Genomic DNA, 18,758 nt, shown 5'->3' with positions numbered 1-18,758 from the left:
GAGGACACCGATGCCCGGCCGAAGTACCAGCCCCGCGCCCCCTGCCCGCCTGCGCCCGGGGGGAGCGGAGTGAACCCGGTGGTCTCGATCGGCGTCGGACTGGTCGTCATCGTCGTCATCACCGCCGCCACGGCGTACTTCGTGGCCCAGGAGTTCGCCTACATCACCGTCGACCGGTCGGCTCTCGCCGCACGGGCCGAGGCCGGTGACGCGGCGGCACGGCGCACCCTCCAGATCACCCGGCGCACCTCGTTCATGCTCTCCGGCGCCCAGCTCGGCATCACCGTGACCGGGCTGCTCGTCGGGTACGTCGCCGAACCGCTGGTCGGGCAGGCGGTCGGCGACCTGCTCGGTTCGGCCGGTCTGCAGATGGCGCTCGCGCTCGCGCTCGGCACCGGCGTCGCGCTCGTGGTGTCCACGTTCGTCCAGATGCTCTTCGGCGAGCTCGTGCCGAAGAACCTGGCGATCGCCGCGCCGGGACCGGTGGCCGAGCGGCTCGCGCTGTCGACCACCTGGTACCTGCGCCTGCTCGGGTGGCTCATCACGATCTTCGACCAGGCCTCCAACCTGCTGCTGCGGCTGCTGAGGATCGAGCCGGTGCACGACGTCGAGCACTCGGCGACCGCCCGGGACCTGCGCAGCATCGTCGCCGAGTCCCGGGAGGCGGCCACGCTCTCGCCCGCGATGTCGACGCTGCTGGACCGCGTGCTGGACTTTCCCGAGCGCGACGTCGAGCACGCGATGATCCCGCGCGCGCAGGTCGACGTCGTCCGTGACTCCCTCAGCGTCGGGGAGCTGCGCGAGGTGATGGCGGGCGGGCACACGCGCTATCCCGTGCTCGCCGAGGACTCAGAGCAGGTCCTCGGCGTGGTCGACCTCAACGACCTGCTCGGCACGGACCTGCCGGACGATGCGCCGATCACCGCGATCATGCGCGAGCCGCTCGTCGTGTCCCACCTGGCCTCGCTCACCTCGGCGATGGAGGACCTCGGGCACGGCGGGCGGATCGCCTGCGTGGTCGACGAGTACGGCGGCTTCACCGGCGTGCTCACGCTCGAGGACCTCGCCGAGGAGGTTGTCGGCGAGATCGCCGACGAGCACGACCCCGCCCCGCAGGAGGTCGCCGCCGGCCGGCACGAGGGGGAGTGGGAGGCCCCTGGCGCCGTCCATCTCGACGAGGTCGGCCGCGCGCTGGGGGTGACGATCCCCGAGGGGGACTACGAGACGATCGCCGGGCTGGCCATCGACCTGGCGGACGGCCTGCCCGAGGTCGGCGACGCGTTCGACGTGGAGCTGCCCATCGACCCCGGCGAGTTCGCGCGCACCGACGACCCGCGGCCGGGCGTGCTCCACGCGGAGGTCCTCGAGGTGGACCAGTGGGTCCCGAGCCGGCTGCGACTCACGCTCAGCCTGCCGACCCCGGATGACGAGGCGCTCCTCGGCGAGGGACGTACCGGGCGCGACGCGCCCCGTGGGACCCACCGGACCGACGACGGCGAGGAGCAGTCATGAGCCCGCTCGTCGTGGTCGCGGTGACGGTCGCGCTCGTCGCCGCCAGCGCGTTCTTCGTGGCGACCGAGTTCGCCCTCGTCTCCGCCAAGCGGCATCGCATCGAGGAGCTCGCGCCCACCTCGAGGTCCGCGCGGGCGGCCCTGCGCAGCGGCGCGGAGCTCACGCTGCTCCTCGCGGGCTCGCAGCTCGGCATCACGGTCTGCACCCTCGCGCTCGGTGCGATCACGAAGCCGGCCGTCCACCACGCGCTGACGCCGCTGCTGGAGGTCACGGGCATGCCGTACGTGGCCGCCGACATCGCCGCGTTCGTCGCTGCCCTCGTCGTCGTCACGTTCATCCACCTCGTGGTCGGTGAGATGGCGCCGAAGTCCTGGGCGATCGCCCACCCGGAGCGGTCGGCGATGCTGCTCGCGATCCCCATGCGCGGATTTCTCTGGGTCACCCGCCCGTTGCTGCGCATGCTCAACGGCCAGGCCAACGGGATCGTGCGGCGCCTCGGCGTGGAGCCCGTGGACGAGGTCAACACCGGGCAGGACCCCGACGCGCTGCGTCACCTCGTCGAGCACTCGGCCGAGGTCGGGGCGCTCGACCCGCTCTCCTACGCGTCGCTCTCCCGGGTGCTCGACCTGAGGGCCGCGACGATGGCGGACCTTCTCGACGGCGGAGAGGTCACCGCGCTCGCGCCCGACGCGACGGCCGGGCAGGCACGCGACCTCGCCCGCAGCTCGGGACACCTGCGGCTCATCATCGGCACCGCCGGCCGGTACACGGGGGTGCTGCACGTGCGCGACACCCTGCTCGCGCCCGGCCCGGACGCGCCCGTCGCGCCGTACGTGCGGCCGCTCCTCGGAATCGCCGCGGACACACCGCTGACCGAGGCCACGCACCTCATGCGCGTCGGCCGGCACCACATCGCGCTCGTCACCGGCGAGGACGGGCGGGTCGGCGTCGTCACGCTCGCCGACCTGCTGCCGCGGCTGCTCGCGCTGTCCGGGGAACCGCGTTCGGCGGAGTCCTCGGGGGCGCGCCCGGACACGGGCGCGGGGTCGATCGGCGACCGACCCTGAGTGGCGGGTGCGCCCGCCGGGTGGGCCGGCCGGGTGGGCCGGCCCGTGCGGCGGGTACCGGCCGGCGGCGGACGCCGTGCGGCGTCGGCGTATCGTCTGGTCTGCGCCGCCGTCCCGGCGCACCTGGGAGGCTGCCATGACTGCCCACGACCTGTCCGCACGCGTCGTCCTCGTCGCCGGGGGCACCGGCAACGTCGGAGAGGGGATCGTCCGGGCCCTGCTCACGGCCGGCGCGCGCGTCGTCGTGCCGAGTGCCCGTCCGGGGCGGCTCGCCGAGCTCCGTGACCTGATCGGTGCCGACCTGGCGACGCGGCTCCTGCTCGTCGACCACCCGTACGAGTCGTTCGAGGACGCGGAGGCGCTCGCCGCACGGGTCGCCGATCGCGGCGTCACCGACGTCGTCGCCGCGATCGGCGGCTGGCACCAGGGTGAGCATGTCTGGGAGCTGACCGAGGAGACCTGGCGGCGGGACTTCGTCAGCACGGTCACCACGCACGTCGCGCTCGCCCGGGCACTCGTGCGCGCCCTGCCCGCCGACGGTACCTACACGTTCATCACCGGCACCGCCGCGCGAGAGGCGGCGGCGACCGCCGGGCCGGTGAGCATGGCGGGTGCCGCCCAGCTCATGCTCCGGCAGGTGGTCAGCGCCGAGGCGGGCGGGTCGCCACGTGCGTCGTCCCTCCTGCTGGGGCCGGTCGTCACGCGCTCCCGCACGAAGGGGAAGAAGGAGTGGCTGACCGCCGACCAGGCGGGCCGTGCGGTCGCCCACGTCATCGCCACCCCCGCTGTCGGCGACACCGTCGTCGAGGTCGAGACGGTCGACGCGCTGGAGAGGCTGCTCGGCGACCCGGCCTGACCGGGGCTGCTCGGCGGGGTTCTGCCCGGGTCAGCGGTAGTTGACGTACTGGAGCGCGGCGTCGATGTCGTCGGCGCGCTTGAGCAGGGCGATGACGGACTGGAGGTCGTCGCGCGACTTGCTGCTCACGCGGATCTCGTCACCGGTGATGTTGGCCTTCACGCCCTTGGGCCCCTCGTCGCGGATCAGCCTGGTGATCTTCTTCGCGACGTCCTGGTCCAGCCCCTCCTTCAGCGGGCCGGCGAGGCGGAACTCCTTGCCGGACTGCACGGGCTCCTTCTCGCCGAGGTCGAGGGCCTTGAGCGAGACGCCGCGGCGCACGAGCTTGGTCTCGAGCACGTCGAGGACCGCGAGCACGCGCTCGGCCGTGTTGGCGGCCATCGACACGACATCGCCCTTGAGCGTGACGTCGGCGCCGACGCCGCGGAAGTCGTAGCGCTGGCCGATCTCCTTGCGTGCCTGGTTGACCGCGTTGTCGACCTCCTGGCGGTCGACCTTGGACACGATGTCGAACGAGGAGTCGGCCATGTGAGCCTCCGGCTGGTAGACGGGCCCCGCTGGCGGGGCGGTGGGTGACGCAGGACTCGCCCAGGTGGCTACGGACCTGCGCCCGGATGTTGATATCGTGCCATCCGCACCCGTTGAGGGATGCCCGGCGAGTTGCCCGAGCGGCCAAAGGGAGCTGACTGTAAATCAGCCGCGCAAGCTTCGCAGGTTCGAATCCTGCACTCGCCACGACCGGCCGGACCCGCATGCGGGTCCGGCCTTCGTCGTCGTGCGGCGCGGCGACGCCGGTGAGCGGGGCCTGTGAGCACACTCACCGCGTGCCCGGGCCCTCGTGGTTGGCCCGGCGCCGTCGCCGCGTTGTAGGCTCGTCCGCGCTGCCTCGATGAGCTTGTCGTCGGGCACGCCCCGATAGCTCAGTCGGCAGAGCGTCTCCATGGTAAGGAGAAGGTCAAGGGTTCGATTCCCTTTCGGGGCTCTGGTTCACGGATACAGCCTGCGCCCGCGCGTGGACGCCGTTCGTGGCCGCGTGGCGGGGTAGCTCAGCTGGTCAGAGCGCACGACTCATAATCGTGAGGTCGGGGGTTCGAGCCCCCCTCCCGCTACCGCGCCCGCACCGCACATCGGCGGTGGTGGGCTCAGCGACAGGAACGAGGACATCATGGCCACCAAGTCGGCGGACATCCGCCCCAAGATCACCCTGGCCTGCGAGAACTGCAAGGGCCGGAACTACATCACCAAGAAGAACAAGCGGAACACCCCGGACCGCCTCGAGCTGCAGAAGTTCTGCCCGCGCTGCAACACGAAGACCGGTCACCGCGAGACCCGCTGATCCCTGGGGGGACGACGTCACCGCCCGCGGCTAACCTGGATGGATGACCGAGACCCCACCGCGCCCCGCCGGCGTCGACCCGACGCTCGCGGGGCGCACCTATGCCCCGACCGAGACCTACGTCGTGTCCGAGGCGAAGATCGTCGAGATGGCCGAGGCGACCGGTGCGACGCACCCGCTGCACACCGATGACGAGGCGGCCCGCGCCGCCGGCTACGCGGGCGTCGTGGCACCGCCGACCTTCGCGGTCGTGCTCGCGCAGCGCGCCGAGCAGTCCTACGTCGCGTCCCCGGAGTCGGGCATCGACTTCTCCCGCGTGGTCCACGCCGACGAGCGGATCACCCACCACCGGCCGATCGTCGCGGGGGACCGGCTGCGGACCAGCGTCCTCGTCGAACGGATCCTCGCCCGCGGGGCCCTCACGCTCGTGACGACCCGGGCCGAGATCGCCGAGGCGGGCACCGAGGCCCCCGTCGCCACCGTCACGTCCACCCTCGCCGTGCGGGGCGACGCATGAGCGCCGCGCCCCGCCCCGTGCCCGAGGTCGGCGAGGAGGTCCTGCGGGAGACCGTGCCGGTCACCCGCACCACCCTGGTCCGCTACGCCGGCGCGTCGGGGGACTTCAACCCCATCCACCACGACGACGCCGTGGCAGCGTCCGTCGACCTGCCCGGCGTCATCGCGCACGGGATGGCCACGCTCGGCATCGCCGCCGCGCTCGTCGAGACCTGGGCGGGCGGCCCGGGAGCCGTCCTCGACGTCCAGACGCGGTTCGCCCGCCCCGTCGTGGTCCCGGCGGGCGGCGGGACAGAGCTCGAGGTGACGGGCGTAGCCGGCCAGGTCGAGGGCACAACGGTGCGAGTCGACGTCGACGTGCGCCACGAGGGGGTCGCCGTCCTCACGCGCGCCCGCGTGCTCGTCGACCTCGCGAGGTCCGTGTGAGCGAGGTTCGCGGGCGCGGCGCCGGCCCGACGGCCGCGGGCACGACGACGCCGCCGGCCACGGCGACACCCCCCGGCCCCACGCCGGGGGCCGACGCGATCGCGCCGACCACGTTCGCCGAGGCGACCACCCTGCGGGTCGGCGGCCCGATCGGGACGCTCGTCGACGCCGGGTCCGAGGCCGAGATCGTCGACGCGGTGCGGGCGGCCGACGCGGACGGGACACCGCTGCTCGTGCTGGGCGGCGGCTCCAACCTGCTCGTCGGCGACGCCGGGTTCGACGGGATCGTCGTGCGCGACACGCGCCGTGAGCTCGACGTGGACAGCGTCCAGGGGTGCGGCGGCGGGCAGTTCACGGCGCCGGCCGGCGCCGTGTGGGACGACGTCGTGGCCCGCGCGGTGGCCGACGGTGCCTCGGGCCTCGAGGCCCTGTCCGGGATCCCCGGCTCCACCGGGGCGACCCCCGTGCAGAACGTGGGCGCCTACGGGCAGGAGGTCGCGGGCGTGCTCTCGCACGTGCGGGCGTGGGACCGCCTCGCGGGGCGGCCGCGCACGCTCGCCCTCATGGACCTCGGCCTGGGCTACCGCACCTCGGTCCTCAAGCGTTCCCTCACCGACACCGGCGCCGGGGGAGGCCGCACCTGGGGCCCGACCGGTCGCTGGGTCGTCCTGTCGGTCTCCTTCCAGACCCCGGCGAGCGTGATGTCCGCGCCCGTGCGGTACGCCGAGCTCGCCCGCACGCTCGGCGTCGAGATCGGGCAGCGTGCCCCCTCGACCGACGTCCGTGCCGCCGTGCTCGAGCTGCGCCGCGGCAAGGGCATGGTGCTGGAGGCCGATGACCACGACACCTGGTCCGCCGGGTCCTTCTTCACCAACCCGATCCTGCCGCCCGACCGGGCCGCGGAGCTGCCGCAGGCCGCGCCGCGGTTCGACGCGCCCGCGCCGGACGGGTCGGGCGCGACGTGGGTGAAGACCTCGGCCGCCTGGCTCATCGACCATGCCGGGTTCCACAAGGGGCACGGCATGCCCGGACCGGCGGCGATCTCCAGCCGGCACGCGCTCGCCCTGACCAACCGGGGCGGCGCGCGGGCGTCCGACGTCGTCGCGCTCGCCCGCGAGGTCCGCGACGGCGTGCGGGCGGCCTACGGGGTCGAGCTCGTCCCCGAACCGGTGCTCCTCGGCGTCGAGCTCTGACCTGCTCCGCGCCCGAGCCCACCACTGGCCCCCTTCCCGCCCGAACGTCTGCCCCGGAGGCACCCGTGACCGCCGTCCCCGACCTCCTTGACACCCTCCTGCGCGGCACACGGGCGGAGATCGAAGCCGCTGGCACAGCCGTGGCCGCCACGCTCGGTCGGGGCGACGCCGATGTGGTCGGCCGGGCCGACCGTGCGTTGCGAGACGGCAGCGCCTCGCTGCGGCGGACACCCGACGGCGGGTACGACCTCGTCGTCGGGCCCCGCACCTGGCGGGCCGGCCGGTTCACCACGCCGACCCTCGCCGAGCTGCGCGCTGCCGCCGCCGCGGCACCGACGGACGATCCGGGGGACGCTCCGGCCGGAGCGACCCTCTCGGTGCTCGTCGGCGCCCACCCGCTCACGGACATCGGTGCGTTGCAGGCGTTCGCCGCGCGGGACACGCTGTTCCAGGTCGCCTCCCAGCTCAACTGCCTCGAGGCCCCGTCACCGAGGCTCGTCCCGGTCCCCGAGTACCTCTCCGACCCCACGCAGGGCCCCCGCGCCGCGATCGGGGCCTTCCCCGGTGCCCTCCTGCGGCACCACGCCGCCCCGGACGGCGCCGGCGGCACCTTCGTTCAGACGGACGACCGTCAGGTCGAGCTTCTCGCCGACGCGCTGCCCGCGCGCATCGGTCGCGCCGTCGGCGGATACCTGCGGCCAGGTGACCTGGCCGACGTCGACGCCGTGGTCCGTGCGCTCGCGGAGCGCCGTGAGGACATCCGGGTCGGCGTGCACGACGACGTCGAGGTGGCTCTCGGCGCGAGCTGGCGTGGGTCGGTGCCCCCAGGGACGCGCATCGCGCAGGTGTGCACCTCCACGCTCGCCTCCGGCCTCTACGGCGACGGCCGTCCGCCGACCGGTGCGCTGCTCGACGTCGCCCGGACGCTGCTGCGTGCCGCCTACCTGGGGACGCTGCTCGCGGCGGCCGCCACCGGGCGGCGTCGCGTGGTGCTCACGCTCATCGGCGGGGGCGTGTTCGGGAATCCCCACTCCACGATCCTCGGGGCGATCGACTGGGCGCTCACCGAGTACGCGGGAGCCTCGGCGGGCCCGCTCGACGTGGTCCTCAACGCCCGCGAGCTGGACCCGGGCGTCGACCTCGATCAGCTGCGGGACCGGTGCGAGCGGCGCGGCGGGAAGCTGCGGCGAGCGGCCTGACGGCCCGGCCTACGCTCGTCCGCGGACCTGGTCAGTCCGGGCGCGCGGCGGGGCGCCCGGACAGCCGGGCCACGTGCCGGGCGACGAGGGCGTGGACCGCCGGGGACCCGAGCGGGCGGAAGTGCCCGCGCTCGGCCAGTCGGACGTTCGTCGCCCCATGCAGGTACGAGCCACCCGGCACGTGCGGATCCCACGCGGGGGCGAGGGAGACGATCCGCGCGTCGACCTCCGTGCGGCGGGCGAGGCTCACGAGGTCCGGCGCCGAGGGCCGCAGGCCGCCGACGACGGAGCGCGGCGGGAACGCCTGCGCCCACCTCGAGCCGCGCCACGGCGTGGCGATCGCGACCATCCCCGCCACCCGGTGCCCCTCGGGCCCGAGCATCGCCGCCTTGCCGACGAGCCCGCCCTTGCTGTGGGCGACGAGCACCACCCCGGTGAGGTCGAGCCCGGCCAGGAACGCGGTCGTGGCGGCCGCGCCGTCGGCCACGGTGCGGGCGTTGAGGCCGAGGTCCGGGACGACGCCCACCGGGTGCCGCGCACCGGCCAGCGCGCGCCCGACCCGGGCCAGCATGTGCCACGACTCGTAGACCCCGGGAAGAAGGATGACGGGGGCGGCACCGGCGTCGTCGACGCCGTCGGGGGAGGCGTGCAGGGCCGGGCGCCAGCCGTCGCGCCTGAGCATGCCGCGCGCGGAGGTCGCCGCGGTCGCGGCCACCCACGCGTAGTCCAGGCCGTGCGCGAGCGGCCGGGTGGCAAGCTCCGCGGCGCGCCGCAGGTGCTCCCCGGTCCGAGGGTGCCGCCGCCGCGTCACGGCCCGTCGGACAGGCCGTGCCCGTCGTCGGAGGGGGAGCCGGGCGGGACGGCGGAGCCCGGCCCGTGCCGTTCGTCGTCGGCGAGGTGGGTCAGGGCGGCGCGTACGACGGCAGGGTGGTCCTCGACGACCACCGAGTGTGCCGCACCCGGGACGAGTGCCACCGTGCAGCTCCGCACGCGCCCGGCGAGCTCCCCGGCCCAGGTCTCGGGCACGAGGCGGTCGTGCTCACCGTGCAGGATCGTCACCCGTGCCGACGGTCCCGCGAGCGCGAGCCGGTCCTCGATCCGGTAGCCCATCACCTCGGGCAGGATGTCCGCCACCCAGCGGGTGGTCGCCGTGAGGTAGGAGCGGGTGGCGAGCAGCCGGAGCCGGTGCGTCTCGTGGACCGCCGACTGCAGGTACCGCCACAGCTGGGTGAGCGGGCGGCGCTCCGCGGCGTTGACGGGCGGCGCTACGAGCACGGCCCGGCGCAGGGCGTCCGGCTGCCGGGCCATCATCTCCACCGCGACCTGGGCGCCCATCGAGTGGCCGACGAGGACCGGGTCGTGCACCCCGCCGGCGGCCAGCACGTCCTCGACGACCTCGGCGAGGCCGGCGATGCCGAGCGTCGTCGCCGGCGGCGGGACGTCGCCGAAGCCGGGCAGGTCGACGAGGAGGACCTCGCCGTGCTCCGCGAGGTCCTCGGCCAGCGGAAGCAGGTAGATCGAGGAGAGTCCCACGCCGTGCAGGAGCACGAACGTCACCCGGCCGTCGCCGGGGACGTCGGGGTTCTCGTGCTCGGCGCCGGCGCCGGGTGCGCCGACGCGATGGACGCGGACGAACGTCCCGTCGAGGAGCCGCATCGACGTGGCGGTGCGCGAGAGCCGGGCGACCGTGCGCCGCGACCCGGGACGCAGCCGCACCTGCCGGCCGGCGGGCGGCGAGACGAGGTCGGCGACGGCGAGCGTGAGGCGTCGCCACCACCGCAGTCGAGCGGTCACGCGGGCTCCGCGAGCCACTCGTCGACCTCGGCGACCCAGCGTGCGACGTCGCGACGGTGGGCCCGGGACGCGCGCAGCGAGCCCTTGGCGAGGCCGGCGATCTCGGCGTCGCCGAGGCCGTGGACCTCGCGGGCGGCGACGTACTGGTCGGTGAGGCGGGAGAGGAACAGCAGGGGGTCGTCGGCACCGAGAGCCAGCGTGGCGCCGGAGTCGAGCAGGCTCCGCAGCGGCACGTCGGCGGCGGTCGGGTACACCCCGAGCGAGACGTTGGAGGCGGGGCACACCTCGAGGGCGATCCCCGCGTCGACCACCCGGGCGAGGAGGTCGGGGGACTCGGCGAGCCGCACGCCGTGCCCGAGCCGGTCGGGCCGCAGGTGCGTGACGACGTCGGCCACGTGGTCGGGCCCGAGGAGCTCGCCGCCGTGCGGCATCGCCGCGAGACCGGCCTGGCGGGCGATGCGGAAGGCCGCCGCCCAGTCGGAGGTCGTGCCGCGGCGCTCGTCGTTGCTCAGGCCGAACCCGACGACCTGACCCGGGCCGTCCCCCGCGTGGAGGGCCGCGAGACGGGCCAGCGTGCGGGCGTCGAGCGGGTGCCGGGTGCGGGACGCGGCGACGATGACGGCCACCTGGACGCCCGTCGCCCGGGACGCCGCGGCGGCCTCGTCGAGCACGATCTCGAGGGCGGGCGTGAGACCGCCCACGTACGGGGCGTAGCTCGTGGGGTCGACCTGGATCTCCAGCCTGCGCGAGCCCTCGGCGGCGTCGTCGGCGGCGGCCTCCGCGACGATCCGGCGCATCGCGGCCTCGGACCGGACGACGGCGCGCGCGGTGTCGTAGGACCGCTGGAACCGGAACCAGCCGCGCTTGTCGGCGGGGACGCGCAGCGCGACGTCGTCCGTGAGGTTCGCGGGGAGCCGGACGCCCTCGTCCTCGGCGAGGTCGAGCAGCGTGGACACGCGCATGGAGCCGGTGAAGTGCAGGTGCAGGTGGGCCTTGGGGAGCCGGCCCAGGTCGCGCATCGGGACATCATGCCAGGACAGGGGGTCGGACGCGGGCCGGGAGCGGCTCGGGCGCCTCGATGGCGCACGGGCCGCGCGCGTGTGATCTTATTTCGTCATGAGCATCTCGGCGGCGGCGATGAGGGAGCCGGCCGACGTCGCCCTGCTGACGGGGCCCGACGCCGGTGACGTCCTCACGTCCGCCCTCGTGCCCGACGACGGCAGGCTCGTGGAGTGGGCCGTGCACACCGTCCACCACCGCCCGGGCGCGGGCGTGACGGTCGGCTACACCGCCACGGTCGAGCGGACCGCCGCCGACGGGTCGCGCAAGCGCACGGAGGAGTACCTGTGCGCGACCACCGCACGTCTCACCCGCGCGGCGGGGCCCGGGCTCGTCCGTCTCGAGCCGCCGGACGGCCGTGGCCCGGTGGTCCACCTGTGGCGGCACCCGGCCGACCCGGAGCTGCCCGCGCTGGCCACCGCGTGCGACTCCGCGAAGATGTCCCAGCGGCTCGGTGAGCAGGTCACGCTCGAGCTCGTCGCCTATCGACCCACGCGCCGCGCGGTCCTGCGCGCGACGGGCGCCTCCGGGCGCGTCCACTACGTCAAGGTGGTCCGGCCGGTCTCGCTCGCGGACCTCGTCGGGCGCCACCGGATGCTCACCTCCGCTGGGGTGCCCGCGCCGGCGGTGGTCGCGGAGGAGCCGGCCGGGCTCGCCGTCCTCGCCGAGGGGCAGGGGGAGTCGCTCGCGCGCGTGCTGCACCGCGGTCCGGGGCACGAGACCGACGCCGTGCTGCACGCCCTCGTGCGCACGCTCGACACCCTGCCGCCCGCGGCCCTCCAGCTGGCCCGCCGCTCGGCCTGGTCCGAGCGGGCGAACCACTACGCCCACGCGGCGGCGACCGTCGTCCCCGAGGCCGAGGCGCGCACGAGGGCGCTCGCCGCCGGTATCGACCAGCTCCTCCACGCCGGTCCGCCGCAGCCCGTCGTGCCCGTGCACGGGGACTTCTACGAGGCCAACGTGCTCATGGACCCCCGGGAGGGGATCACCGCGGTCTCGAGCCTGCTCGACGTCGACTCTCTCGGGCCCGGCCACCGCAGCGACGACCTCGCCTGCCTGCTGGGCCACGTCTCGGTCCTCGTCCACCTCGCGCCCGACCGGTACCCGGCGGTCCCGCACGTGCTCGCGCGCTGGACGCAGCTCTGCGAGCAGATGGTCGATCCCGTCCAGGTCTGCACCCGGGCCGCCGGCGTCACCCTGTCGCTGGTGGCGGGGGCCAAGCGGGCCGACGGGAGGTGGCGGGCCGACGCCGAGGGGCGGCTCGTCACCGCGGAGGCCTGGTTGGCCCGCGCGCGAGACTTCACCGCCGGCCGCGTGACCGGCCCCTTCGTCGTGCCGCCGCCCGTCGGCTGACCAGCCGGGACGCCGGTCCGGGGCCGGTCGTCCGACGCCCCCGGTCGCCGTGGATGAGAGTCCTCTCATCCGCCGCTGGGCACGACCTCACCGCCCGCGACGAGGATGGTCGGGTCGGCGGGCGACCTGCCGCCGACCGTCGAGCACCGGAAGGGACGAGCACGGATGCGCACGAAGGCGTCGTGGATCGCGGTCGGGTCGCTGTCGGCCGTCGCCGTCGTCGGAGGGACCGTCCTGGCCGGTGCCGAGGCCGAGGACGTGGAGCTGGACTCCGTGCGGATCCCCCCGGCCCGCGTCTCGCCGTCGGAGTCGAGCAGCGACGGGACCGGGGAGTCCACGACGGACGGGACGGGGGAGTCGACCACGGACGGGGCCGAGGAGCCCACCACCGAGCCGGCCTCGCCCACGGAGGAGGCGACGACGGTGCCGCCGGAGCGCAGCTCCGTCTCGGCCGCCTCGCCCGAGCCGCCCCCCGCGCCCGCGCCCGCACCGGCTCCGCCGCCTGCACCCGCGCCTGCCCCGGCACCCGTGCCGGCGCCCGCTCCGGCCCCGGTCGAGAGCCCGGACTCGCCCGACAGCCCCGAGAGCGCCGAGAGCCCCGACGACTGACGCCCGGCGGCGAGGACGGACGTCGACCGGCGAGGACCGCGGTCGGCCGGCGCGGGTCGATGCCAGGAGCCGAGCGGCCCGGTCAGCCGGTGACGAGCCGGTAGCCCATCCGCGGGACCGTCTGGATGCGCTCCGCACCGATCTTCTTGCGCAGGTAGCGCACGTAGACGTCGACCACGTTGGACCCCGGGTCGAAGTCGTAGCCCCACACGCGCGAGAGGATCTGCTCGCGGGAGAGCACCTGGCCGGGGTGCAGCAGGAAGGTCTCGAGCAGGGCGAACTCGCGGGCGGACAGGTCGACGGTGCGTCCCGCGACCGTGGCCTGCCGCGTGCGCACGTCCAGGGTGAGGTCGTCGACCTGGAGGTGGGTCGGGTCGGCCCCGGACGAGGCCGTCTGGGCCGAGCGCAGCCGGAGGCGTACGCGGGCCAGGAGCTCCTCGAACCGGAACGGCTTGGGCATGTAGTCGTCGGCACCGGACTCCAGCCCGGTCACCGTGTCGTCGACCGACGAGCGTGCCGTCAGCATGATGACGGGCAGGGTGTGCCCCTCGCCGCGCAGGGTCTGCAGCACCTCGAAGCCGTCGACGTCCGGCAGGCCGATGTCGAGGATGACGAGGTCGTACCCGCCGGTGCGGACGTGGTCGAGCCCGGCCCTGCCGGTGGTGACCGCCGTCGGCTGGTGCCCGGCAGCCGTCAGGCCCTTCGTGACGAACGAGGCGATGCCCGCCTCGTCCTCGATGATGAGGATCTGTGCCACTACCTGCTCCCTTCGCGAGCTGTCTCCGTGGTGCTGACCCGGGCCCGGCCGGGCTCACCGGCCTCCTGCGGTGCGTCCAGGTCGACGTCCAGGTCGAGCTCGAGCGCGCGGGCCGGGAGGTCGAGCACGAACGTGGACCCACGGCCCGGCTCCGAGGCGACGTCCACGCGCCCGCCGTGCGCCTCGGCGATCGCGCTGACGATGGCGAGACCGAGCCCGCTGCCGTCCGTGCGCTCCTCCCCGGGCCGGTTCGTGCGGGCGAACCGCTCGAAGATGCGGCGCTGGTCCTCCGGGGCGATGCCGCGGCCCTCGTCGCGCACCCACAGGTGGAGCCGCCCGGACTCGGTCGCCGAACCGAGCGCGACCGTCGAGCCGGCCGCGGAGAACTTCACCGCGTTCGCGGCGAGCTGGATGAGGGCCTGCGTGAGCCGCTGACCGTCGACGACCGCCTCGGCCTCGAGCCGCGCGTCGATGACGAACCGGCGCTCGCCGAGCTGACGGATCTGGTCCAGCACGTTGTCGAGCATCGGCCCCAGGTCGGTCGGGCCCGGCTGGACGAACGTCGGTGCGTCCGCCTTGGCGAGCATGACGAGGTCGTCGGCCAGGCGGTGCATGCGGTCGAGCTCGGAGATCGTCAGCTCGCGGGTCTGGCGGGCATCGTCGGCGTCGTCGGGGTTCATCAGCTCGAGGTGCCCACGGACGATGGTGATCGGAGTGCGCAGCTCGTGCCCGGCGTCGTCCAGCAGCCGGCGCTGGGAACGGAACGAACCCTCGAGGCGGGCGAGCATCGCGTTGACCGTCCGGGCGAGGTCGGCGACGTCGTCGGACCCCTCCGCCTGGATCCGGCCCGACAGGTCGGTCTCGGTGATGCGCTCCGCGGTCGAGCGCAGCTCCCGCAACGGGGAGAGGAGCCGGCCCGACACCACCCAGGCGACGACCCCGACCACCAGCATCGACACGACGGAGACGACGAGGTAGGTGCGGGCCGACGCCCACACCGGGGCGAGCTCGGCGTCCATGTCGAATGCGATGACCACGGCGCCCGACGTCGGCGCGCCCGGTGGGCTGCCCTCGGGGTCGATCGACACGGGCAGCATCGCGTACCGGTAGGTCGCCATCGACGTCGAGACCGAGCTGATGGTCCCTCGCCCGTCCTCGACCGCAGCGGTGAGGGCGGCGATGAGCTCGTCGTCCGCGCCCATGTCCAGGCCGCCGGGCTGCCACCAGCGCGCGTCCGTGCCGACGAATCCCATGGCCCCCTCGTTGTCCGCCGGGACCTCCGAGGACATCGCCGTCCAGACCGCGCCGGAGATGCCGTCGGCGGCGCTCACGGCCTCGCCCTCGCTCAGCAGCGCGGCCATCTCCTGGGTGGTGCGCTGGAGCGTCGCGTCGACCGAGTCGATGGCCCGGCCCCGTTCCAGCCACACCGCGGTGCTGCCGACGACCACGAGCGTGAGGCCGGTGAGCAGCAGGACCGTCCGGATGATCTTGGCCCGCACCGTGCTGCGGCGGTACCACGGGCGGTCCGCCTGCGTCGGCGTGGCCGCTCCGGGGTCGGGGGCCTCCTCGTGCACCGCCGCCTCGGGCGTGGGGGCCGACGGCGCGGCGTCGCGCGCGGGCGCGCGGGCGGGCCCGGCGGTGCCGCTCCTGCGTCCGTCCACGTCCCAGCCTCCTCCGGGCCGCCCGTCGCGGCCCTGCCCACGCTAGTGTCCGTGGCCGGGATGAGGCGGAGATGAGACACGGGCTGCGGGACTCTCAGCGCCTTGCGCCGGCTCCCGGGACGGGCACGGGCCCGGCGCCGTCGCGCCGGGCCCGTGGCCACCTCGTCCTCGGGGTGCTCCGTTCAGCGGAGCAGCTCCGCCATGCGTCCGAGCGCCTCGGTGAGGTTCTCGTCGGACGTGGCGTAGCTCAGCCGGAGGAACCCCGACGGGCCGAAGGCCTCGCCCGGCACGACCGCGACCTCGACCTCCTCGAGGATGAGCGAGGCGAGCTCGGCGGAGGTCTGCGGGGTCCGGCCGCGGAACGTGCGGCCGAGGAGCCCCTCGACCGAGGGGTAGGCGTAGAACGCGCCCTTCGGCTCCGGCACCTCGATCCCGTCGATCGCCCGCAGGAGGTCGACGACCAGCCGGCGACGCCGGTCGAACGCCATCCGCATCTCCGCCACCGCGGTGAGGTCGCCGGACACGGCGGCGACGGCGGCGCGCTGGCTGACGTTGGCCACGTTCGAGGTCAGGTGCGACTGGAAGTTCGTCGCGGCCTTCACGACGTCGGCCGGTCCGACGAGCCAGCCCACGCGCCATCCGGTCATCGCGTACGTCTTGGCGACCCCGTTGAGCACGATGGTGGTGTCGGCGAGCTCGGGGACGACGCCCAGGACGGGCGTGAACTCGGCGTCGCCGTACACGAGGTGCTCGTAGATCTCATCGGTGATCACCCAGATGCCGTGCTCGAGCGCCCAGCGGCCGATGCGCTCGGTCTCCTCGCGGGAGTAGACCGTGCCGGTCGGGTTCGACGGCGAGCAGAGCACGAGGACCTTCGTGCGCGCCGAGCGGGCGGCCTCGAGGAGGTCGACGTCGACCTTGTAGCTGCGCTCGGCACCGGCGAACACCGGCACGGCCACGCCGCCCGCCAGCGAGATCGCCTCCGGGTAGGTGGTCCAGTACGGCGAGGGGAGCAGCACCTCGTCGCCCGGGTCCAGCACCGCGGCGAACGCCTGGAAGACGGCCTGCTTGCCTCCGTTGGTCACGAGCACGCTGCTCGGGTCGATCGGGTAGCCGGAGTCGCGCAGCGTCTTGGCCGCGATCGCCTCCTTGAGCGCGGGCAGGCCACCCGCGGGGGAGTACCGGTGGTTGACCGGGTCCTTGGCCGCCGCGACCGCCGCCTCGACGATGTAGTCCGGCGTCGGGAAGTCCGGCTCGCCGGCGCCGAGGCCGATGACGGGCCGGCCCTCGGCCTTGAGCGCCTTGGCCTTGGCGTCGACGGCGAGCGTCGCGGACTCGGCGATGCCGGCGAGTCGGGCGGAGATGCGGGGACGGGAGTCGGCTGTCGTCGTCACGACAACCATCGTGGCACGGTCCGCGCCCGGCGTCCCTCCCCGTCCGGGACCCGGTCGTCGGGGTCGCGCGACGCCGGGTGTGACGCGTGACCTTCCGCACCACGGTCGACCATGCCCTGGGCGGTGCGTACTATGGTCCATCGGCGGCGTCAGACCCGCAGACTTCCCCGTGCCCGCACGGTGGTGGGTCGCCGCCGAAGGGCAGTGGCGCAATTGGCAGCGCACCGGTCTCCAAAACCGGCGGTTGAGGGTTCGAGTCCCTCCTGCCCTGCACCTGACGGCGCAGGAGAACGACAGCCGTCGGGCCCGACCCACCGATGGTGGGCGCGCCCGCACCCGTGCCGGGAGCGGGCCACCGGCGACAGGCGAGGGACAGTGTTGACGTGAGCGAGACGACGGCCGCCGAGGGCGGCTCCGGACGCAAGGCGGAGGTCGAGCCCCGGCGCGGGCTGTTCGCACGCATCGCGCGCTTCATCCGGCAGGTCTTCGCCGAGATCCGCAAGGTGGTGCGCCCCACCCGGCGCGAGCTCATCACGTACTTCTTCGTCGTCGTCGTCTTCGTCCTCGTGATGATGGCCATCGTCGGAGTGCTGGACCTCGTGTTCGGCCAGCTCGCCCTGTGGACGTTCGGCTGAGCCGAGACCAGGGCCCTCGGGCCGTGAACCCGTGCGACCGACCGGTCGCGCGACCGACACATCCAAGGAGGATGTTCCCTCGTGTCTGTGGACTTCCATGGCGACGACAGCACGTCGACCGACGACCTGGGCGTGGACGCCGAGGCCGCCGCGTCGACCCCTGACGGCGCCGACGCAGGAGCCGAGGCGGACGCCCCCACCGCGGGGGACGACGCCCCCGGCGCCACCGACGAGCCCGTCGACGGCGCGGACCAGGCCGACGACGCCGAGCCCGAGCTCGACCCCGAGGCCGCGTTCCGGCTCGAGATGCGGATGCTGCCCGGCGACTGGTACGTCGTCCACACCTACGCAGGCTTCGAGAAGCGCGTGAAGGCCAACCTCGAGCACCGGCTGACGACCCAGAACATGGAGGAGTACATCTTCCAGGTCGAGGTGCCGACCGAGGACGTGGCCGAGATCAAGAACGGCCAGCGCAAGATGGTCAACCGCGTGCGCATCCCCGGCTACACGCTGGTGCGCATGGAGCTGACCGACGAGTCGTGGGGCGTCGTGCGACACACGCCGGGCGTCACGGGGTTCGTCGGCAACGCCCACGACCCGATGCCGCTCACGCTCGACGAGGCCATCTCCATGCTCAACGTCTCGCCCCCGCAGGTCGCCGCGGGCGCCGCGGAGGCCGACGGCGAGGCGCCGCAGCCCCAGGGCGGCGAGGCGGCCCCCGTCGTCGTCGACTACGAGATCGGCGAGACGGTCACCGTCACCGACGGTCCGTTCGAGACCCTGCCGGCCACCATCTCCGAGATCCACGTGGAGAGCCGGAAGCTGCAGGTGCTCGTCAGCATCTTCGGCCGGGAGACCCCGGTCGAGCTCTCGTTCTCCCAGGTCACCAAGGCCTAGGGGACGGACCGCGGTCGCCGCCGCGGACCTACGTTCCATCCATCGAAGGACCCGAATGCCTCCCAAGAAGAAGATCTCCGGCTACATCAAGCTCCAGATCCAGGCCGGAGCAGCCACCCCCGCACCGCCGATCGGACCCGCCCTGGGTCAGCACGGCGTCAACATCATGGAGTTCTGCAAGGCGTACAACGCCGCGACCGAGTCGCAGCGTGGGAACGTCGTCCCCGTCGAGATCACCGTCTACGAGGACCGTTCCTTCACCTTCGTCACGAAGACGCCGCCCGCCGCGGAGCTCATCAAGAAGGCCGCCGGCGTGCAGAAGGGCTCCTCGACCCCGCACACCGACAAGGTCGCCACGATCTCCCGCGAGCAGGTCCAGGAGATCGCGCGCACCAAGGCGGAGGACCTCAACGCGAACGACGTCGAGGCCGCCGAGAAGATCATCGCGGGCACCGCCCGCTCCATGGGGATCACCGTCGACGGCTGACCCCCGC

Annotated in this window: 20 protein-coding genes and 4 tRNA genes; 17 read left to right on the top strand and 7 right to left on the bottom strand. The window is 74.3% G+C overall.

Annotated elements, in window-relative coordinates; genetic code table 11:
• The first annotated feature begins 69 nt into the window (after positions 1-69).
• The 3 genes from ACPYO4_RS06325 (at position 70) to ACPYO4_RS06315 (ending at position 3,435) form a co-directional block, all read left to right on the top strand.
• Entirely contained in the window at positions 70-1,512 is a 1,443-nt protein-coding gene (locus ACPYO4_RS06325; RefSeq protein ID WP_425708367.1) for a hemolysin family protein, read from the top strand.
• On the top strand, positions 1,509-2,579 hold the full coding sequence (locus ACPYO4_RS06320; RefSeq protein ID WP_425708366.1) for a CNNM domain-containing protein: 1,071 nt from the start codon (positions 1,509-1,511) through the stop codon (positions 2,577-2,579). The genes ACPYO4_RS06325 and ACPYO4_RS06320 overlap by 4 nt, the downstream gene beginning before the upstream one ends.
• 136 nt (positions 2,580-2,715) lie before the next feature.
• The gene (locus tag ACPYO4_RS06315; protein ID WP_425708365.1) at positions 2,716-3,435 is read left to right on the top strand and encodes an SDR family NAD(P)-dependent oxidoreductase; all 720 of its coding nucleotides are present in this window, start codon (positions 2,716-2,718) and stop codon (positions 3,433-3,435) included.
• Positions 3,436-3,465: 30 nt separating this feature from the next.
• Here the strand turns inward: ACPYO4_RS06315 and ACPYO4_RS06310 are convergent, their stop codons facing one another.
• On the bottom strand, positions 3,466-3,963 hold the full coding sequence (locus ACPYO4_RS06310; RefSeq protein ID WP_425708364.1) for a YajQ family cyclic di-GMP-binding protein: 498 nt from the start codon (positions 3,961-3,963) through the stop codon (positions 3,466-3,468).
• Positions 3,964-4,089: 126 nt separating this feature from the next.
• Between ACPYO4_RS06310 and ACPYO4_RS06305 the strand changes: the two genes are divergently transcribed.
• The 8 genes from ACPYO4_RS06305 to ACPYO4_RS06270 all read left to right on the top strand — a co-directional run bounded on the left by ACPYO4_RS06305 (position 4,090) and on the right by ACPYO4_RS06270 (position 8,105).
• Positions 4,090-4,170: transfer RNA gene (locus tag ACPYO4_RS06305), tRNA-Tyr, on the top strand.
• Positions 4,171-4,344: 174 nt separating this feature from the next.
• Positions 4,345-4,417 (top strand) — tRNA-Thr (locus ACPYO4_RS06300).
• A gap of 53 nt (positions 4,418-4,470) precedes the next feature.
• A tRNA-Met gene (locus ACPYO4_RS06295) sits at positions 4,471-4,544 on the top strand.
• 56 nt (positions 4,545-4,600) lie between these two features.
• Complete coding sequence (gene rpmG, locus ACPYO4_RS06290) at positions 4,601-4,771, top strand: 50S ribosomal protein L33 (protein WP_425708363.1); 171 nt, start codon at positions 4,601-4,603, stop codon at positions 4,769-4,771.
• 43 nt (positions 4,772-4,814) lie between these two features.
• Complete coding sequence (locus tag ACPYO4_RS06285) at positions 4,815-5,288, top strand: FAS1-like dehydratase domain-containing protein (RefSeq protein WP_425708362.1); 474 nt, start codon at positions 4,815-4,817, stop codon at positions 5,286-5,288.
• Positions 5,285-5,713, top strand: coding sequence for a MaoC/PaaZ C-terminal domain-containing protein (locus tag ACPYO4_RS06280; RefSeq protein WP_425708361.1), 429 nt, complete (start codon positions 5,285-5,287; stop codon positions 5,711-5,713). Before ACPYO4_RS06285 ends, ACPYO4_RS06280 begins: the two co-directional genes overlap by 4 nt.
• Positions 5,710-6,906, top strand: a complete 1,197-nt coding sequence (locus tag ACPYO4_RS06275; RefSeq protein WP_425708360.1) for a UDP-N-acetylmuramate dehydrogenase — start codon at positions 5,710-5,712, stop codon at positions 6,904-6,906. The genes ACPYO4_RS06280 and ACPYO4_RS06275 overlap by 4 nt, the downstream gene beginning before the upstream one ends.
• 65 nt (positions 6,907-6,971) lie before the next feature.
• Positions 6,972-8,105 carry a hypothetical protein gene (locus tag ACPYO4_RS06270; protein ID WP_425708359.1) on the top strand — a complete coding sequence of 378 codons (1,134 nt, stop codon included), beginning with the start codon at positions 6,972-6,974 and terminating at the stop codon, positions 8,103-8,105.
• A gap of 31 nt (positions 8,106-8,136) precedes the next feature.
• Here ACPYO4_RS06270 and ACPYO4_RS06265 read toward each other — a convergent pair whose 3' ends face one another.
• The 3 genes from ACPYO4_RS06265 to ACPYO4_RS06255 are packed head-to-tail and all read right to left on the bottom strand — an operon-like array spanning position 8,137 to position 10,918.
• A complete protein-coding gene (locus ACPYO4_RS06265) occupies positions 8,137-8,916 on the bottom strand; it encodes an esterase/lipase family protein (RefSeq protein WP_425708358.1) in 780 nt (259 codons plus the stop codon).
• The gene (locus ACPYO4_RS06260; RefSeq protein ID WP_425708357.1) at positions 8,913-9,899 is read right to left on the bottom strand and encodes an alpha/beta fold hydrolase; all 987 of its coding nucleotides are present in this window, start codon (positions 9,897-9,899) and stop codon (positions 8,913-8,915) included. Before ACPYO4_RS06260 ends, ACPYO4_RS06265 begins: the two co-directional genes overlap by 4 nt.
• Positions 9,896-10,918 (bottom strand): adenosine deaminase, encoded by a 1,023-nt coding sequence (locus ACPYO4_RS06255; protein WP_425708356.1) that lies wholly within the window; start codon positions 10,916-10,918, stop codon positions 9,896-9,898. Before ACPYO4_RS06255 ends, ACPYO4_RS06260 begins: the two co-directional genes overlap by 4 nt.
• A gap of 97 nt (positions 10,919-11,015) precedes the next feature.
• Between ACPYO4_RS06255 and ACPYO4_RS06250 the strand changes: the two genes are divergently transcribed.
• Together ACPYO4_RS06250 and ACPYO4_RS06245 are read left to right on the top strand one after the other, a co-directional pair.
• Complete coding sequence (locus tag ACPYO4_RS06250) at positions 11,016-12,311, top strand: phosphotransferase family protein (protein WP_425708355.1); 1,296 nt, start codon at positions 11,016-11,018, stop codon at positions 12,309-12,311.
• A 165-nt stretch (positions 12,312-12,476) separates the two neighbouring features.
• Positions 12,477-12,920 (top strand): hypothetical protein, encoded by a 444-nt coding sequence (locus tag ACPYO4_RS06245; RefSeq protein WP_425708354.1) that lies wholly within the window; start codon positions 12,477-12,479, stop codon positions 12,918-12,920.
• An 82-nt stretch (positions 12,921-13,002) separates the two neighbouring features.
• Here ACPYO4_RS06245 and ACPYO4_RS06240 read toward each other — a convergent pair whose 3' ends face one another.
• The 3 genes from ACPYO4_RS06240 to ACPYO4_RS06230 form a co-directional block, all read right to left on the bottom strand.
• Entirely contained in the window at positions 13,003-13,677 is a 675-nt protein-coding gene (locus tag ACPYO4_RS06240) for a response regulator transcription factor (protein WP_425708353.1), read from the bottom strand.
• Positions 13,677-15,338 (bottom strand): sensor histidine kinase, encoded by a 1,662-nt coding sequence (locus tag ACPYO4_RS06235; protein ID WP_425708352.1) that lies wholly within the window; start codon positions 15,336-15,338, stop codon positions 13,677-13,679. The genes ACPYO4_RS06240 and ACPYO4_RS06235 overlap by 1 nt, the downstream gene beginning before the upstream one ends.
• 182 nt (positions 15,339-15,520) lie before the next feature.
• The gene (locus ACPYO4_RS06230; RefSeq protein WP_425708351.1) at positions 15,521-16,741 is read right to left on the bottom strand and encodes a pyridoxal phosphate-dependent aminotransferase; all 1,221 of its coding nucleotides are present in this window, start codon (positions 16,739-16,741) and stop codon (positions 15,521-15,523) included.
• A 189-nt stretch (positions 16,742-16,930) separates the two neighbouring features.
• On the opposite strand from ACPYO4_RS06230, the gene ACPYO4_RS06225 reads away from it, so the two are divergent.
• The 4 genes from ACPYO4_RS06225 to rplK all read left to right on the top strand — a co-directional run bounded on the left by ACPYO4_RS06225 (position 16,931) and on the right by rplK (position 18,751).
• Positions 16,931-17,003, top strand: a tRNA-Trp gene (locus ACPYO4_RS06225).
• A 112-nt stretch (positions 17,004-17,115) separates the two neighbouring features.
• The gene (gene secE, locus ACPYO4_RS06220) at positions 17,116-17,367 is read left to right on the top strand and encodes a preprotein translocase subunit SecE (RefSeq protein ID WP_425708350.1); all 252 of its coding nucleotides are present in this window, start codon (positions 17,116-17,118) and stop codon (positions 17,365-17,367) included.
• Between the two features lie 81 nt (positions 17,368-17,448).
• Positions 17,449-18,264, top strand: coding sequence for a transcription termination/antitermination protein NusG (gene nusG / locus ACPYO4_RS06215; RefSeq protein ID WP_425708349.1), 816 nt, complete (start codon positions 17,449-17,451; stop codon positions 18,262-18,264).
• Positions 18,265-18,319: 55 nt separating this feature from the next.
• Complete coding sequence (gene rplK, locus ACPYO4_RS06210; RefSeq protein ID WP_425708348.1) at positions 18,320-18,751, top strand: 50S ribosomal protein L11; 432 nt, start codon at positions 18,320-18,322, stop codon at positions 18,749-18,751.
• Positions 18,752-18,758: the final 7 nt, after the last annotated feature.

Origin of the sequence: Georgenia sp. Z1491, from assembly GCF_049856175.1 — a bacterium.
Lineage (GTDB): Bacteria > Actinomycetota > Actinomycetes > Actinomycetales > Actinomycetaceae > JB111.
Note: the sequence above shows the minus strand (reverse complement) of the source record. Positions and strands in the feature narration are given on the sequence as shown.